Below are 15,650 nucleotides of genomic sequence, written 5' to 3'. Positions count from 1 at the left end.
AAAAGGGGTTAAAATACTTTGGGTCTCCCAGACAGCATTTTTTTATAGTCCTTCGGATCAATCGGTTTAAAAAACTCGCGCACGCTGTTCTTTGATGCCCTTGTACGAAGCCCCATATCTCTCATTAGTTCGTCCAAATGCTGGAAATTGAACGGAGCAACACAAAGACCACTAAACTCGGAAGCAATCGGCCGCTCGTCATTTCTCCATTTTTCCATACGGGCCATCTCTGCAAACATCTCCTCTGCAGGCGGAAGTATAAGATCATCCGCCACTGTCGCTGCAAGCCAGCTCGCGGCCACCTCAGAGGTAATCGTGGTAAACAAACTTGAATTAAATCCGACAAATCCCATTTGCGGCAAATCAGGATGCAAAATATTCCTGTAAAGAGAAAACATTCCTTTTGAATTCGTGATCCTCTGCTGATACTGCAAACTGAGAAAAGGCAACCGCTGTCTGAAACCAGTTCCAAATACGACCAGATCAGGCCTGATAGACTCCCCGTTTTTCAGCACGACATCACGCCCCTCAAAACGCTCGATCTCCGTACAAAAAGCTTTGATCTTTTTACTGGCCACCCGCTCAAAAAAGCCAACCGGCTCTACCCCAAGGCTACAGCTGATCTGGTCCTCAATTCTGTTCGTCGGCAGCATGCCACACTGCTTAAGTTTAAACTGCTTACTCAGCAGCAATTCCAGCCCCCGCCACTGCAGCCATACCATCGGTTTACCTACCGAATGCAAAACCTTCTGGAACCCTGTTTTCTTGTGGGCATCAAAGAAAGCTTCAGAAAAGCGGGAGAAGAGCAAATATTTCATGTTGATGAGATTACCAAAATATCTTGGAATCTTCCACTGAGCACGGCGGTATATCAGCGAGCAGCTTTTACTCACATCCGAAGCCATAGTAGCGATATCCGTTGCAGATTTGGCAAAACCCACTACTGTCACATCCTTATCGCGGAGCTGATCTTCCGAAGCCACTTCAGAAGAATGTAAAACAATGCCTCCGGCATCTTTAAAAGACTGCATTCCGGGCAATTCAGGCATATATGGCTCATGAAAAGTGCCCGTACAGACCACAATGTAAGAAAAAGAAAGCATCTCGCCATTGTCCAGCTTTACCTGCCAAAGAAAACCATCATAGTTCATTCTTTTAACAGCAGCCCCAAAACGGATATTGTAAGGCAGCAACCCAAAGTGCCTGGCGTAATTTTCAAGGTATTCCTGAACCTGCGGTCCCGATGGCCACATCGGATAATCGGCCGGCATTGGAAAATCAGAAAACGCGTACTCATCCCTCGTTGTCTGCGTAGTAACCCCCGCATAAGACCTTTTCTTGTCCCACACGCCTCCAACCTGATCAGACTTCTCCAAAATCGTCACCAGATAACCTTTCTGGAGGAAAGTTTTAGCAGTAACCAGACCGCTTATACCGGCACCAATAATTCCTATGTGTTTCATATATGTAAATTTATCTATATTGCATTAAATCAAACAATTAAAAATTTTCATCTCCTCAATGATTCCCTCAATCATCGCCACGATTATCACCATCCTGATCACCATATTCATTTGTTTCCTGTACTTCAGGATCAAAAACAGGCAGCAGATCCAGTACTACGAACAACAGATCGCAGATCTGAAAGACATTGCCTGGCGCGCTCAAATGAACCCTCATTTTCTCAACAACTGCCTGAACAACATCAACTCATTTATCCACAAGCTGGACAAGGAAACTGCTTCCAACTACATCACCTGCCTATCCCGGCTGATGCGTAAGACCCTCGAATACTCTGACCAGTCTAAAATAACCCTGGCCCAGGAACTCGATGCCGTAACAAATTACATCAAACTGGAACAGCTTCGCTTTGGGTCCGATATTGACATTAAAATATCAGTTGAAGAACAATTGCCAACCGAAAGCATTCAGGTCCTGCCCTTCTTTATTCAGCCCTTTCTCGAAAATGCAATCCTGCATGGCGTCCTTCCAAAGCAACACAAGGGGAACATCAAAATCCACATTACCACGCCAGAACCCCATATCCTATCCTGTTCTGTAACTGACGATGGAGTGGGACGGAAAAAATCCGATCAACCCCCCGCAGAAACATCCACTGCCAAACGCTCAATGGGAATGTCCATTACCTGCAAGAGAATAGAACTATTCAACAGGACACATGGACAATCCCTGCCCCTCACCATTCATGACCTTACAGATAAAAATGGATTAGCGACAGGAACCTCCGTTGAGATAAAGATGGCGTTAGTTTCAGACGATCTGAATATCAGTTAATCGTTAACCCAGGCATTGTTATATGCCGTCTTAACAATGGTATTGATGTCTCTTTTAGCCCCTTCATCTGTCGAGTTTATCGCCAGTGCCAACTCCACTTTATTTGGAAACTTCATAATCAGCGTACGCAAACCAGGCGTCTTCTTGCCACCCCCGGCATACAGCAAGCCGCCGTGACCCAGAGCTATGCCATCTGACACCGCAAATACCCTGTTGTAACCTATCCGCTCAGAATCCATAATGTCCCTGAAGTCAATATTGATCACCGCATCAGAGTGAACCAGATAAGCCATCATGCGCGCCATCTGAACAGTAGTCAGGTAGAAACCACCAGCACCACTGGTTTGTGTCCAGTCCCCTAAAGATTCCCCTTCAAGGGGCGCAGGAGCTTCGTTTAACATCATATTGGTTGTTCTTCCGGGTGTAGGCATACAAACCGAGGTTACACCAGCAGGTTTAAAAACAAGGAGATTCATCTGCTTCACATACTCCTCGCCCATCCAGATATCAAATTCCGCGTCTGAAAGTTCAGCTTCTTTCGAATTAAACAAGCTGCTGTTGACCAGCTTTGGAATCATAGCCCTGAACAGCGCAAAATTCGCATTGGCATAAGTTCCATCCTTTGTTCCCGGAGGAATGGTCGCTACGACATTTTTCAGCGTTCCCCAGCCAGTACCTGACGCACGTATTCCTGAGGTATGCGTAAGCAGCTCCTTAAACTTCAGGTTAGCAACCGTACTGTTCTTTGGCCAGCTGGCCGGCAACCATTGACCTATCTTGCTTTCGATGTTAAGTTTTCTTAGCGGCAGCAATTTAAGTACAGCGACAGCGGTAAAGTGTTTGGTCACACTGGCTATGTTTACTTCAGAATTTACGGATGCAGGGAAAGTCACATTGGACCTGTTAAACCCACCAATACCAGCCACAGCACTGTCAGCCCACTGGCCATTCTTGTTGATGATAAACTGATACCCCCTGGCAGCAGACAGCTGTTGTTTAAGGCCCTGTTTGAACAGTTCTACTTTAAAAACTTTGTCATTGGATTTGATCGGGAGACCTTTTTTACACGATGTGATGGCCGACCCCATTGCCAATGCTAATCCGGCAAATAGAATAAATTTTGTTGTTGTTGTTTTCATTGTTTTATTTTTTTAAACATTAGTGAATGATGAAAACAAAAGTAGATTTATCAGCATCCCTCGTTTATGCCACTTTATCAAACAGGGGTTTCAGTTAACGGCTGCACGTTTTGGATTAAAGCACATGAAGTCCCTTAATTCATTTTTGTAAAAATCTCAGGATTTACTTATATTCCACCTGCCGATTACATGCACCTGATAAGATCAGGAAGCACCAAATAACTTGAAGATGACAACATATAAGCTTTCCGTAAACAACAAAGAAATGTCTGCCGAAGCGGATGCAGATACACCACTGTTATGGATCCTTCGGGACCACCTTAACCTGGTTGGAACAAAGTATGGATGTGGTGTGGCACAATGCGGTGCCTGCACAGTCCACATCAACGGAAAAGCTGTCCGTTCCTGCCTGTACCCGGTCTCGGCTGTCGGTAAGAATAAAATTGTGACCATAGAAGGCTTGAGTATTAATGGCGACCATCCGGTGCAGCGGGCATGGGAGGAGATGGACGTTGCACAGTGCGGTTACTGTCAGTCAGGACAGATCATGGTAGCGGCGGCATTATTAAAGCGGAATCCAAAACCCACTGACACCGATATAGATGCGGCGATGACCAATATCTGCCGCTGCGGAACACATGTCCGCATGCGCAAGGCCATTCATGCTGCTGCCGGGAAAGGAGGAACTGCAAAATGAGCACCATTTCTGCCATTTCAAGACGAAATTTTCTCAGGGTAACTGCTATTGCGGGCGGCGGCATGCTGGTCGGCTTTTCCATGGTCGACAAAACAGATTCAGCACCTACAGAAGGTGAATTCATCCCCAATGCTTATATAAAGATAACCCCGGATGGCACCATCACGCTGATGGCCCCAAACCCGGAGATAGGTCAGGGCGTAAAAACATCACTGCCCATGATCATTGCAGAAGAACTCTGCGTTGACTGGCAAAAAATAAACGTAGAAATCGCAGCACTCGATGCGAAGTACGGCAACCAGGTTGCGGGAGGCAGCGGCTCTGTCCGCGGCAGGTTCGAACCATTGCGAAAAGTGGGCGCCACGGCAAAAACCATACTGGTAACCGCCGCGGCTCAAACTTTAAATGTACCGGCGGAAGAATGCTATGCAGAAAGCGGATCAGTAATACACAAACCCAGTGGCAGAAAATTATCTTATGGATCGCTGGCATCAAAAGCCGCTACACTGCCTGTCCCTTCAGACGTCAAGCTTAAAGACCCTAAAGACTTTAAGATTATTGGGACGAGGGTTAAAGACATTGATGTAAAAAAAATCATTACCGGAAAACCCTTATTCGGTATCGATACCCGGCGCGAAGGTATGCTTTTCGCAGTAGTAGCACGTTCTCCCGCTTATGGTAAAAAACTCAAATCATTTGACGATACGGAAACCAGGAAACTGGCAGGGATAAAGCAAGTACTGCAAATAAAAAATTCAGTTGCAGTACTGGCCACTTCAACCTGGGCGGCCAAAAAAGGACGCGATGCGCTTTCACTGGAGTGGGAAGATGCAGGCAAACTGGAAAGTACAGCGGATCATGATGCAGCATTTCTGGAGCTTCTCGGCAAAAAAGCACCCGATATTTCAAGAAACGACGGTGATGTCGAAGCTAACATGACGGCATCACACCAGATATTAGATGTTACCTACCATACACCGGTGGTGTCTCATGCACAAATGGAGCCGCTGAATTTCTTTGCTGACGTTCGCAATGGCAAAGCAGAATTGTTCGGGCCCACCCAGGTCCCCGGATCGCTTCGGAGTCAGGTTGCCAAAGAACTGAATATAGCACCAGAAAACATATCAATCGGACTTCCGCGCCAGGGAGGAGGATTTGGAAGAAAATTGATGCCCGACAATGGCGTTGAAGCGGCACTCATTTCGGCAGCTGCAAAATGTCCCGTACAGGTCCAGTGGACACGGGAGGATGACATGCAAAATGACTTCTATCGTCCAAGTGCAGCTTTCCGGTACCGCGCAAGTTTTGAAAATGGAAATCTTCTGGCCTGGCACCAGTCTTCTGTCTGGCTGAACCGCGGCAACAATAGCGACACCTATCCGGCAGGGGCGCTCCAGAATTTTCGGGCCGAAAGTCAGGGGCTGACCACAAATATACCTATGGGTTACTGGCGTGCGCCTGGTCACAATGTACTCGGTTTTGCTGCCGAAAGTTTTATGGATGAAGTATGCCATGAACTTAAAAAGGACCCGGTTGCATTTCGCCTGGAATTACTGGAAAAAGCAAAACAGCAGCCTGTTGGAAAAATAAACTATGATCCGGACAAATTCAAAAGTGTGATCGAACTGGTTGCAGCAATGAGCAACTGGGGTAAAAAACCTTCTCCTGGCACATTCCTTGGGTTTTCTTCCTGGTTTTCATTCAACACCTATGTAGCAGAAGTAGTTGAACTTAAAATTACTAACGGCAAGCCAAGAGTCCAGAAAGTTTACTGCGCCGTAAATTGCGGCAAAGTGGTGAACCTCAGCGGTGCAGAAAACCAGATACAAGGAGCCGTCGTCGATGGCATCGGACATGCAATGCTGACCAAACTTACCTTTGACAAAGGTGCCGTTTTAGAGACCAATTTTGGCAGCTACCGTTTTTTGAGAATGAAAGAGGCGCCTCTGGATATTGTGGTAAAATTTGTTCCGTCCCAAGATCCGCCTACAGGTCTCGGCGAACCCGCCCTGCCACCGATAGCCGCGGCACTGGCCAATGCCTTATTCGCAGCGACCGGCAAGCGCTTCAGGAAAATGCCATTTGAAGCATAGGAGATATACTCAAATTTGTTTGTAGCTTTGAGGCATATTAAAAATCCTCATGGCAGTATTGCATAAAAAAGAAGAAAAGATCCAGGTTGTATTAGGTAGACTTCCAAAAGATTACACCAACAAAGAGTTTATTGACACATTTATCCAGTTATACTCAAAAGACTGGGGCAAGATTAAAGCAAACTATCTTAAACAATCGCAGGATAAATTACCCGGCACGGTCGTTACTATGCCGAAACCTGATCTTTATCTGCTAAGCCTTTTAAATACATACCTGGAAAACCAAAAAAAACAATCGCCTGCTGATGGAATGTAGATCTCATCAAACATTTCTTACAATTAACGGGAAACCGAAAATGGCCGGTCGTCTTTACCAATTCCCCATTGATTATTCGGCGTATTCCCCATTTTAAAGCTCAGTACCCCACCATTCGCAATATCGGCGTGTTTGATCCAGTTCAGGTCATAAGGCTTGCCGTTGAGGGTGGCCGACTGGATGTACACGTTCTCCTTACTATTGTTTTCGGCATTGATCACAAACTGTTTTCCATTTTCGAGCGTGATCGTTGTTTTTCTGAATACCGGACTGCCGATCACATATTGGTCTGTACCAGGACAAACACTGTATAGCCCCATTGCACTGATCACATACCAGGACGACATTTGTCCCTGATCTTCATCGCCCGGATAGCCCTTTTCCGTGGCATTATAAAGCTTGTCCATAATGATCCTTACCCTTTGCTGGGTTTTCCAGGGCTCACCTGCATAACTGTATAAATAAGCTGCATGCTGAACAGGCTGGTTACCATGCGCATACTGTCCCATGTTGGCAATCACCATTTCGGTCATCTCATGGATCTCCTGTTTATAAGAACCTACCTTAAACTTAGAGTTCGTAGTAAAAAAAGTATCCAGCTTGGCCACAAACTTGTCTTCCCCGCCCATCAAAGCGATCAGCCCGTTTACATCATGAAAAACAGACCAGCTGTACTGCCAGGAATTGCCTTCTACAAAAGCACCTCCCCATTCAATCGGGTCAAAATCAGGAACCCATTCTCCTGAAGCCAAACGGCCCCGCATAAAGCCAACAGCCGGATCAAATACATTCACATAATTGAACATCTGTTTTGCATAAACATCCATGTAATATTTATTGCCGATGGACTTCGCCAGGCTATACGCGCAAAAATCATCATAGGCAAACTCCAGAGTCTTTGCTGTACTCTCATGCACTTCCTTACTCAGTGGAATAAATCCTTTAGTGAAATAATCCTTCCAGCCCTCCCTGCCGCTCGATCCGCCTGCAGGTCCGTGATTGGTACTTTCGTGATAATAGGCCTCGAGTGCCTTAACGGGATCGAAGGTCCTCACCCCTTTGGCCCAGGCATCTGCCAGTAAACTGATGGCGTGGTTACCGATCATTACGCCCGACATACCGGGGTTTGACCAGGTTGGGAACCATCCGCATTGCTCCTGTGCATCCAGCAGCGACTGCATATACCGGCCCTGCATTTCGGGATGCAAAATATTGTTGAGCGGAAACTGTGCCCTGAAGGTATCCCAAAAACCATTGTCTGTATACATGTACCCGTCGTGGATCTTGCTGTCGTACGGCGAATAATAATACGGCTTGTTTTCGCTGTTCAGCTCATAAAATTTCCTCGAGAACAGATTTGCCCGGAACAGACAAGAATAAAAGGTAGCTTTTTCGGCCTCTGTGCCGCCTTCAACCAGTACTCGGCCCAGTTGTTTATTCCAGGTATCTGCGGCCGTTTTTTTGGTCTGTTCAATCGTTTTGAATTTTCCCAGTTCGCGGTCGAGATTCAATTGAGCCTGTTCAGGACTAATGTAAGAGCTGGCCAGCTTGACAAGCACTTTAGCACCTTTTTTGAACTTCAGATAAGCACCTGCACCGTCACCAGTCGCACTAAGCTGTCCTGCATTCGTAGTGTTTTTTCTGTTCTCCCAGGTGCCAAAGGCTTCAAAAGGCTGATCAAATACCATCACAAAGTAGTTCTTGAAATCTTTAGGAATAAAGGTTCCGTTGTGCACCCAGCCACTGATTGTTCGGGCTTTCGGATCAATCTTGACTTCACTGGCCTTGGTATAGCCGTCCAGGACCAGGTACGCATCCTGACCTGAAGGATAAGAGAAACGCATGTGCGCGCCACGCTCAGCCGGTGATACTTCGGCTACAATCCCATTATCAAAACCAACTTTATAATAATGAGGTTTGGCCACTTCGCCGGCGTGCTTGAAGGCAAGCGCGCGGTCATTTTCATTTACCGTCAGTTTACCTGTTCCGGGCATCAGTGAAAATACAGCATAGTCGCCCATCCAGGGGCTGCACTGGTGTACCTGCTGGAAACCCCGTATGGTCTTCGCAGCATACTGATACTTCCATCCATCTCCATTTTTACCTGTTTGCGGGGAATAAAAATGTTCTGCAAACGGGAGTCCAACCGTTGGGTAGGTATTGCCATAAGAAAGGCCCCAGTGGGAATCCGTTCCCTGAAGGGTGTTGACATAGTTTACAAGGTCAGTTTTCTGGGCAAAGACCACTGATGGCAGTAATAAACATAAAAATGACAGGAACTTAGGTTTCATTTGGTTGTGTTCGGTATTCAAATAAAAAACTAATATAAGCTTTTACAATTATGCGTTATCTTTCGGGTACAAAATCCTGAATATGGAGATAAAAGACTATCAAAAAAAATTATTCCCTTATGCCTATAATATTCTCGGCACTTATGACGACGCAAAAGACGCAGTTCAGGATGTAATCACAAAATATTATTCAGCTGGCAAGCCTGACGTTGAAAATCCTATCAACTATTTAATAAAGAGTGTAATTAACCAATCCATTAATCTCAAAAAAAGAAACAGAAGAACCGCATCCTCTAAAATATCACTGCCGGAACCCCTTTCTACAGAAAGTGCCGATAGCAACATTTCACGGAATGAGGTCATTTCCTATTCTTTACTGGTATTACTGGATTCAGTTAATGCAAAAGAAAGAGCAGTTTTTATTCTCAAGGAAGCATTTGATTATGCGCACGATGAAATTGGTGATATACTGCAGATCTCTGTTGAAAGCTCCAGAAAACTGCTTAGTCGTGCAAAAACAAAACTGAGAGAACTAAAAAAAGGAAAAACAAACCGGTCGTTCATCAATACAGCAGCCCTTGAAAACTATATCAGTGCGATTAAAAACGGCGATATAAAACATCTGGAGACTCTGCTCGTAAAAGATATCGCCGTAATGGTCGATGGAGGAGCGTTGAGCATTGTTTCTGCGTTTGAAAGCGGCATTAAAGATGTGATCCAGCTGATGACCTACGTATATACTACGTATCAGACCGAAACCGATATAAGAATAACGACAGTTAACCACCAGCCCGCATTACTGTTTTATGAGAACGGAGTCTTAATCAATTGCCAGGTGTTTGAATTCGACGAAGAAACGGACCTCATTACAGGCATCTACTCCATCGTCGATCCCGAAAAACTAAAAAACTTCGATAAAATTTAAAAACCGGTCACGTTTTAGCCGAGCTGTTTGTCTTACGATAAATTTTAAAACAACAGCTATGAAAACAAGCAACACAAACAAGCTTCTTTTCTTTTCAGAAAGCAACAGCAGCAACTCTATCAATCAAAAGCTGGTAGGGGTACTTTGCTGGTATGACCCGGGCGGAAACAGTTAAACTTATTGACCTGAAGAACTTTCCGGTTAAATAACTTCTACAAGCAGACAGTTAACGAAAACGAACAACTTCAAATTACAAATGCCAATTTCTTATTGGAATTTGAGGAGCTTCTCGCATCAGCATCATAAATATTCACAAACCTATAAATCAGAAAAAAAATGACAACAGTAAAAGTAACATACGGAGTAAAAAAAGAATTCGCAGCCAGGAACAAAGAAAATATCGCAGCATTTATCGCGGATTTCCAGGCGATGAACAGCAAGGATTTTAAGTACGATGTGTACACACTTGATGACGAAACTACGTTTGTTCATATTTCAAGTTATGCCAATAAAAAAATTCAGGAGCAAGTGCTGAGCACCCCATTGTTTGTTGAATTCCAGCGACAAAGAGATGCCAGCGGACTATTAAAGGCGCATAACATCGAGGAATTACACAGTGTAGCCTCTTCACACAATTTTAATTAAATGATGGATTATCACTCTCAACTCTTAAATTTGGCGCAAATATTAAGATCATCGTATAACCCAATTAACCAGGCACCTATCAGACCATGAGCAATTCAGCAGAACAAAACCACAACATCCCGCACAATATTTATTTCGACGGCAAAGTACAAAGCCTTGGTCTCCATACAGAAAGCGGCAAAGCAACAATCGGAGTCATGAAACCCGGAACCTATACTTTTTCTGCCTCTTCTCCCGAAAGGATGGTCATTATATCTGGTATTCTAAAAATAAAACAAATTGATGGCAGCTTTACCAGCTATCAAGCAGGTGAAGAATTTGACGTAGCAGCAGGATCAAGCTTTGAAGTGAGCTGTGATGCGGATGCATCTTACATCTGTTACTACGGCTAGTCGTCGTCCTTCTTTTTCTTTTCCAAAATCACAAAGGCACTGCGTTTAGGCGCGGGCATAACAGAATGCTCGCCCTTTACAGATTTCCAGACTACTTCATTCAGGTCCAGATCCGGCGCAGCATCTTCTTTTGCAAAATTAAAAAGTTCTGACCGTCTGCTGCTCTCATTATTGGCTACGTTTCTGGTATCCAAATTGATCAGGGGCTTAATCACAGTATAAGGTGTCAAATCAGGCTCACTGGTAAAGCACTCAAATAAAGGCATAGCTGCAGCATCGTACTGGCTCATTGGCGGCAGACCAAGAATCAGCTCCATTGTCCTTAAAAAGCCAGAAGTCGAATACATCGTGTGTATAGCCGCATTTCGTTTAACGTAAGGGCCTATCACATAAGCAGGCGAACGGTGTGCATCTACATGATCAGGACCGTTCTGGGCATCATCCTCCGGGATGAAAACCACCGACTCCTTCCATATCGGACTGTGCGATAAATGTTCAATGATGCGACCAACAGCCAGATCATTGTCTGCAACCGCAGCCTGTGGAGAAACTTTTCCTTTTTTCTGTCCGCTGGTATGGTCATTTGAGATCCTCAGGGTACTGAATTGGGGAACCGCTCCTGCTTTCAGCAGGGAATCAAAATCATGTTCCCAGGCATCTGCGCGCACCTGATCTGTGATGTCCATATCAAATCCGGGAGAATTCGGGCACATATGACCCTGAAGGGCGCTGATATTTGCTTTTGCATAAGCACCAAACTCTCCGTAACTGCGATAGGTAATACCGGCACGCTGGCAATAATCCCAGATAAAACCGCCTTTCGGATAAGTTACCGGTCTTCCGCCTTCGAAACTGGTTGACCCGCCCCTTGCACCATAGCTAGTTGGCCAGGTCTTTTCCACCACATCAGTGGCATAGGCAGCCATACTCCAGTTGTGTCCGTCAGCACTGACCTCAGCATCCACATAAAAATTATCCAGCAAGACATACTTTTCAGCAAGTGCATGCTGATTTGGAGTAATTTTTCTTCCAAACAGACATAAAGAAGAATCTCCGTTACCTTTCGGGATGTCACTCAGCACCTGGTCATAAGTGCGGTTCTCTTTGATGATATAAAAAACATGCCTGATCGGCGATTTCTCTCCCATGCGGCGGGGAATAGGATTTCCTTTTTCGCCATCGGCCTGCTCGGTTCTTTTATCTGTAAAAGGAGTATTGGCATAAACCTGCGTGGTGTAGACCTTCAGTTGCTCCGGCCTGGGTGCTTCAAGGAACGACAGGCTTCCTTTGAACAGGCCCGCGATATACTGTAGTCTATTGTTAGCGGTGCTGCCCATATGGTACCCACTGTCGTCCACTTTGGAAACCGGTTGCGGACCCTGCGGATTCGGCAAAGAGGTATTTCCTTTCCCATTGGTGACAAGCACTTTATTACCAAGTGTTTTTACACTCGTCGGGTACCAGCCTACCGGGATAAAACCCTGGCTCAAACTGCTGCCCGGTTTGCTCACATCGAAAACAGCCAGGCAATTGTTATCAGCATTGGCAATATATAAGGTTTTTTCGTTTGCACTCAGTGCCAGTCCGTTTGTTGTAGAGCCCGTCAGCTGTGTAGCATACAGCGTGGTTGCTATGGTTTCTATTACCTTCCCGGAAATGGTATTGATCAGCGAAACAGTATTGTCACTCGCATTGGCTACAAAGAGATAGTTTCCTTTCTTATTCAGCAGCAGCTCATTGGGATGGTCTCCTACCGGGATGAGCTGTGCAATTTTTTCTTCTGCGAGGCTCACCACAGCAATACCTTTCCCACCCCATAAAGAGACATAAAGCTTGCTTTCATCAGCAGAAAGCACACAACTGTATGCAATAGCGGGAAGCTGCACTTTTTTAAGGATCGTTTTTTCCGAGGGATTGATGACATAAAGTGTACTGTCTTCCTTGGTGACGGTATATAACCTGCTGCCGGCCTTATTAACTACCATGCCTGCCGGGCTGATCTTTCCTTTTGGCCAGACCGGACCTAGTTTTATCGTATCACTTACACCCAGCTTGTTGTCTTTTAGCCGGAAATCCAGTATCCAGTTGTCATTGCCACCAGAGACATACAAGTGCTTCTCGTCCCCGCTGAAGGCGAGACCATACCAGGATTTGCTCAGCACCCTTTCATCCAGGATCCTTTCAGTCTTCGGATCGATCAGCTGTACGGATTGAGTGCTCTGTCCATTATTGGTAACTGCAAGAAATCTTCCTGATGAACTCAGCTGCATATTTAAAGGAAGATCACCCAGTTGAACAGAATGACCTGCAGGACTTAGCTTCCAGCCATTGGGCAATAAGATCTGGCTGCTTTTTTCCTGTTTGCCGGGCCACTGCGCAGAAACTGAGCTGAAGAAAGCAGCAAGCAGGAACAATATAAGAGATGATTTTTTCATTTTATGCTATCTGGAAAATAGTTATTTATGCAAATTAAAATTAATCAGTGCCCGGATGGAGTAGCCATTCCCGGAAGCCAGGGTACCTATTTCACGGATCGCTTCTGATGGAATCGCATTGCTTCTGGTCGCGTAAAACACCGGGCCGCCGGAAATTGCAAAAGACAGTTTAGAAGTTGAAGGCGAGAGGTTTACTGAAGGGCCAACCATAAGTTTAGCCCCGCCTTCGGCTTCATCCTTTTCCCAAAAACCTTCCAAATCCTGACCAACTACCTCAAAACCAAGGAATAACCCACTGGAAATACGGTGCTGAAACCCCAGGCTGCTGATAAAATCAAGTTTATCGCGGCTACTATCGAAAGCTTTTTCAAAGCGCAGGTTTCCTGTAGCCAGCCATTTTGTTTGATCAAAAGACAAAGTGATCCTGCTAATTGCAGACTTGACATTAGACCAGTCGCGGCTCAGGCCAAGTCCGGCACCCATTCTAAATCCTTCAGGTACTTTACCGCCGACCAGATCACGGATCACCTCCGCCTGCTGCGCAGAAGTAACACCACCACCGTGTTCAAATCCAATTGCTGCAGTAGCATATAAGGTAAAACGGTTGCCTAAATAACCTTTAACGCCAAACTGCTGCCCGAGGCCATCATAACCAAACTGACCGGTCGTCCGTTCACCGTAAGTCCCCGAATAATGAAGATTCCAGTAGGATTTGTCACCGGTAAGGGTATTTAAAGTGAATAAAAAAGGCTGAATAGAATTTTGGGCGATGCCCTTAAGGCCTGCCAGGATAAACAGCGCAATAAAAAGAATTTTTTTCATGTTAAACTGATTGGTCTTAAAACTTAGTTTCATTTAGCAATGGATGGGCACTGGCGTTTACCTGATAAGTACTGATCTTATTTTCATCATCAACTTCAACAATCCGGTAACCACGATAAGAAGTTCCCCAGTTACCTCCTATATGAGCGTCAAAAAAATGGGGCAGCTTATTAGTATAGAATACGGCATCAAGGCTGTGGTCATGCCCATGAAAAACCGCTTTAACATTCGGATAGCTGTGCAGCAGCTTAATGGTATCCGGGCACTCAACGAACGGACTTTCCGGAACCCAAAAATGAGGGGGAATGTGCAGGACTACAAAAACAGCCTTTAACTCCTTAAACTTATCCAATTCCTGTTTTAAAAAGTCATTATTTGGACAAAGGTATTTGCCGGCGGTGTCCGAAGTATTGGCGAGAACAAACCCGATATCGTTCTTTTCAAAAGAAAAATTGTCCTCATAGCCAAACACAGATTTCCAGATCGCAGCATCAGCATGATCATGGTTGCCGGGTATGGCATAAAAAGGAACTCTTAAATGATCGTAGTGTTCTTTCTTAACCACTGCCAGCAAATCAGGTCGGTCATGGACCAGATCTCCGTTTATGATGACGAAATTAAGCGGGCTTTTCGCATGTGCTTCATTGAGCCAGCGTACTATGTTTTCATGATCTTTTTTATAATCCGTGCCGGGCTGACCATAATGCCCGTCTGAGGCAATGGCAAAACGTAATTTCGGTTTCCTTCCTGAGGTTGCCCCATTGTCATGACCCGTAACAGCCATAACGGAAACCGATGGAGCAAGTCCAGCCAAAACCACACCTGCCACACTCCCTTTTATAAACGATCTTCTGTTTGACATCTGCCTTTTTTTAAAGAACAAATATCAACATATGTACGAATCCAGTCTATGATCTGATATTATGATTAAGTTAAATCTCTATATCAGGAAATTTACGAAGTATGTCCCCTTTTTCTTTGAAATTTTAGCATTTGTTTTACGGAAGCGGAAATTTTCTCAGTAGCTGTTGCAAATGCCGTAGGTGTAATGGCATGAATATGTGTCGTCAAAAAAGCCATTGCTTCTTCAGGATACACATTACCAATTTCCCTGAGTGCCCAGCCTAGCCCCTTTTGAACGAAATAATCCGGATCTTTTAGCAGAGGTTCAACCATGACCAGCAGTTTAGATGCAGGCAAAAGTGTTTTGCGCCTTTTACTGTAAAGCAGCATCCCGACCAGAGACTGCCTCCGCTTCCATGGGTTATCAGATTTATTCCACTCGAGATATTGTTTATAAATCACCTCAGGGATCAGCTCCATTAAATGTGCATAAAATACAGACAGTCCATCAGAATGCGCCCAGTTGTCAATTTTATCTACCCATGTTTTGACTACCTCCCATACCTTTTCAGCGTCCGCTTTCTTCCAGTTTCCTTCAATAAAATAAATACACTGGCTCAGGATTTCATAATCTGTGGCCCTCTTCCAGATGCTGTCCCAGATACTCAGCTGCTCCAAAACTGGCAGCTTGCTGAAACTATAACCTGTTTTAAAGAGAGAACGCTGCATAGGAACAGTAAGTCCAATCAGGTCGTAG

At 45.1% G+C, this 15,650-nt stretch carries 14 protein-coding genes; 7 read left to right on the top strand and 7 right to left on the bottom strand.

Annotated elements, in window-relative coordinates:
• Positions 1–8 precede the first annotated feature (8 nt).
• On the bottom strand, positions 9–1,463 hold the full coding sequence (locus VK541_RS21000; protein ID WP_324372446.1) for an NAD(P)/FAD-dependent oxidoreductase: 1,455 nt from the start codon (positions 1,461–1,463) through the stop codon (positions 9–11).
• Between the two features lie 58 nt (positions 1,464–1,521).
• Here VK541_RS21000 and VK541_RS20995 point away from each other — a divergent pair, with 58 nt between their 5' ends.
• The gene (locus VK541_RS20995) at positions 1,522–2,295 is read left to right on the top strand and encodes a sensor histidine kinase (protein ID WP_324372445.1); all 774 of its coding nucleotides are present in this window, start codon (positions 1,522–1,524) and stop codon (positions 2,293–2,295) included.
• On the opposite strand, the gene VK541_RS20990 is transcribed toward VK541_RS20995, so the two are convergent.
• Positions 2,292–3,434, bottom strand: a complete 1,143-nt coding sequence (locus VK541_RS20990; RefSeq protein ID WP_324372443.1) for a serine hydrolase domain-containing protein — start codon at positions 3,432–3,434, stop codon at positions 2,292–2,294. The genes VK541_RS20995 and VK541_RS20990 overlap by 4 nt on opposite strands.
• Before the next feature lie 229 nt (positions 3,435–3,663).
• Between VK541_RS20990 and VK541_RS20985 the strand changes: the two genes are divergently transcribed.
• Genes VK541_RS20985 through VK541_RS20975 form a run of 3 tightly spaced genes read left to right on the top strand, consistent with a single transcriptional unit; the run spans position 3,664 to position 6,540 of the window.
• Complete coding sequence (locus tag VK541_RS20985; RefSeq protein WP_324372441.1) at positions 3,664–4,131, top strand: (2Fe-2S)-binding protein; 468 nt, start codon at positions 3,664–3,666, stop codon at positions 4,129–4,131.
• On the top strand, positions 4,128–6,224 hold the full coding sequence (locus VK541_RS20980) for a xanthine dehydrogenase family protein molybdopterin-binding subunit (protein WP_324372440.1): 2,097 nt from the start codon (positions 4,128–4,130) through the stop codon (positions 6,222–6,224). Before VK541_RS20985 ends, VK541_RS20980 begins: the two co-directional genes overlap by 4 nt.
• Before the next feature lie 49 nt (positions 6,225–6,273).
• Positions 6,274–6,540: a hypothetical protein gene (locus tag VK541_RS20975; protein WP_324372438.1), complete on the top strand. Its 267-nt coding sequence runs from the start codon at positions 6,274–6,276 to the stop codon at positions 6,538–6,540.
• Positions 6,541–6,563: 23 nt separating this feature from the next.
• On the opposite strand, the gene VK541_RS20970 is transcribed toward VK541_RS20975, so the two are convergent.
• Positions 6,564–8,831 (bottom strand): GH92 family glycosyl hydrolase, encoded by a 2,268-nt coding sequence (locus tag VK541_RS20970; RefSeq protein WP_324372437.1) that lies wholly within the window; start codon positions 8,829–8,831, stop codon positions 6,564–6,566.
• 82 nt (positions 8,832–8,913) lie between these two features.
• Between VK541_RS20970 and VK541_RS20965 the strand changes: the two genes are divergently transcribed.
• From VK541_RS20965 to VK541_RS20955, 3 genes are all read left to right on the top strand, one after another.
• A complete protein-coding gene (locus tag VK541_RS20965) occupies positions 8,914–9,756 on the top strand; it encodes a sigma-70 family RNA polymerase sigma factor (RefSeq protein WP_324372436.1) in 843 nt (280 codons plus the stop codon).
• Between the two features lie 336 nt (positions 9,757–10,092).
• Positions 10,093–10,401: a hypothetical protein gene (locus VK541_RS20960; RefSeq protein ID WP_324372435.1), complete on the top strand. Its 309-nt coding sequence runs from the start codon at positions 10,093–10,095 to the stop codon at positions 10,399–10,401.
• A gap of 86 nt (positions 10,402–10,487) precedes the next feature.
• Positions 10,488–10,793: a pyrimidine/purine nucleoside phosphorylase gene (locus VK541_RS20955; protein WP_324372434.1), complete on the top strand. Its 306-nt coding sequence runs from the start codon at positions 10,488–10,490 to the stop codon at positions 10,791–10,793.
• Here the strand turns inward: VK541_RS20955 and VK541_RS20950 are convergent.
• The 4 genes from VK541_RS20950 to VK541_RS20935 all read right to left on the bottom strand — a co-directional run.
• Positions 10,790–13,228 (bottom strand): bifunctional YncE family protein/alkaline phosphatase family protein, encoded by a 2,439-nt coding sequence (locus VK541_RS20950; protein ID WP_324372433.1) that lies wholly within the window; start codon positions 13,226–13,228, stop codon positions 10,790–10,792. The two genes, VK541_RS20955 and VK541_RS20950, sit on opposite strands and share 4 nt — an antisense overlap.
• A 21-nt stretch (positions 13,229–13,249) precedes the next feature.
• Positions 13,250–14,050, bottom strand: coding sequence for a hypothetical protein (locus VK541_RS20945; RefSeq protein WP_324372432.1), 801 nt, complete (start codon positions 14,048–14,050; stop codon positions 13,250–13,252).
• Positions 14,051–14,066: 16 nt separating this feature from the next.
• Positions 14,067–14,912, bottom strand: a complete 846-nt coding sequence (locus tag VK541_RS20940; protein WP_324372431.1) for a metallophosphoesterase family protein — start codon at positions 14,910–14,912, stop codon at positions 14,067–14,069.
• A 92-nt stretch (positions 14,913–15,004) separates the two neighbouring features.
• Positions 15,005–15,650 (bottom strand): DNA alkylation repair protein (locus VK541_RS20935; RefSeq protein ID WP_324372430.1); only part of this gene is annotated, 646 nt, incomplete at its 5' end.

The sequence above is a fragment of the Pedobacter sp. genome, assembly GCF_035317785.1.
Lineage (GTDB): Bacteria > Bacteroidota > Bacteroidia > Sphingobacteriales > Sphingobacteriaceae > Pedobacter.
This window is presented reverse-complemented; position numbering and strand designations above follow the sequence as displayed.

What these genes read in the sequence shown, in the direction of transcription:
- VK541_RS21000 (WP_324372446.1), bottom strand. Translation starts at nt 1,463, where the DNA reads ATGAAACACATAGGAATTATTGGTGCCGGTATAAGCGGTCTGGTTACT.
- VK541_RS20970 (WP_324372437.1), bottom strand. Translation starts at nt 8,831, where the DNA reads ATGAAACCTAAGTTCCTGTCATTTTTATGTTTATTACTGCCATCAGTG.
- VK541_RS20995 (WP_324372445.1), top strand. Translation starts at nt 1,522, where the DNA reads ATGATTCCCTCAATCATCGCCACGATTATCACCATCCTGATCACCATA.
- VK541_RS20985 (WP_324372441.1), top strand. Translation starts at nt 3,664, where the DNA reads ATGACAACATATAAGCTTTCCGTAAACAACAAAGAAATGTCTGCCGAA.
- VK541_RS20960 (WP_324372435.1), top strand. Translation starts at nt 10,093, where the DNA reads ATGACAACAGTAAAAGTAACATACGGAGTAAAAAAAGAATTCGCAGCC.
- VK541_RS20950 (WP_324372433.1), bottom strand. Translation starts at nt 13,228, where the DNA reads ATGAAAAAATCATCTCTTATATTGTTCCTGCTTGCTGCTTTCTTCAGC.
- VK541_RS20955 (WP_324372434.1), top strand. Translation starts at nt 10,488, where the DNA reads ATGAGCAATTCAGCAGAACAAAACCACAACATCCCGCACAATATTTAT.
- VK541_RS20940 (WP_324372431.1), bottom strand. Translation starts at nt 14,912, where the DNA reads ATGTCAAACAGAAGATCGTTTATAAAAGGGAGTGTGGCAGGTGTGGTT.
- VK541_RS20980 (WP_324372440.1), top strand. Translation starts at nt 4,128, where the DNA reads ATGAGCACCATTTCTGCCATTTCAAGACGAAATTTTCTCAGGGTAACT.
- VK541_RS20945 (WP_324372432.1), bottom strand. Translation starts at nt 14,050, where the DNA reads ATGAAAAAAATTCTTTTTATTGCGCTGTTTATCCTGGCAGGCCTTAAG.
- VK541_RS20990 (WP_324372443.1), bottom strand. Translation starts at nt 3,434, where the DNA reads ATGAAAACAACAACAACAAAATTTATTCTATTTGCCGGATTAGCATTG.
- VK541_RS20965 (WP_324372436.1), top strand. Translation starts at nt 8,914, where the DNA reads ATGGAGATAAAAGACTATCAAAAAAAATTATTCCCTTATGCCTATAAT.
- VK541_RS20975 (WP_324372438.1), top strand. Translation starts at nt 6,274, where the DNA reads ATGGCAGTATTGCATAAAAAAGAAGAAAAGATCCAGGTTGTATTAGGT.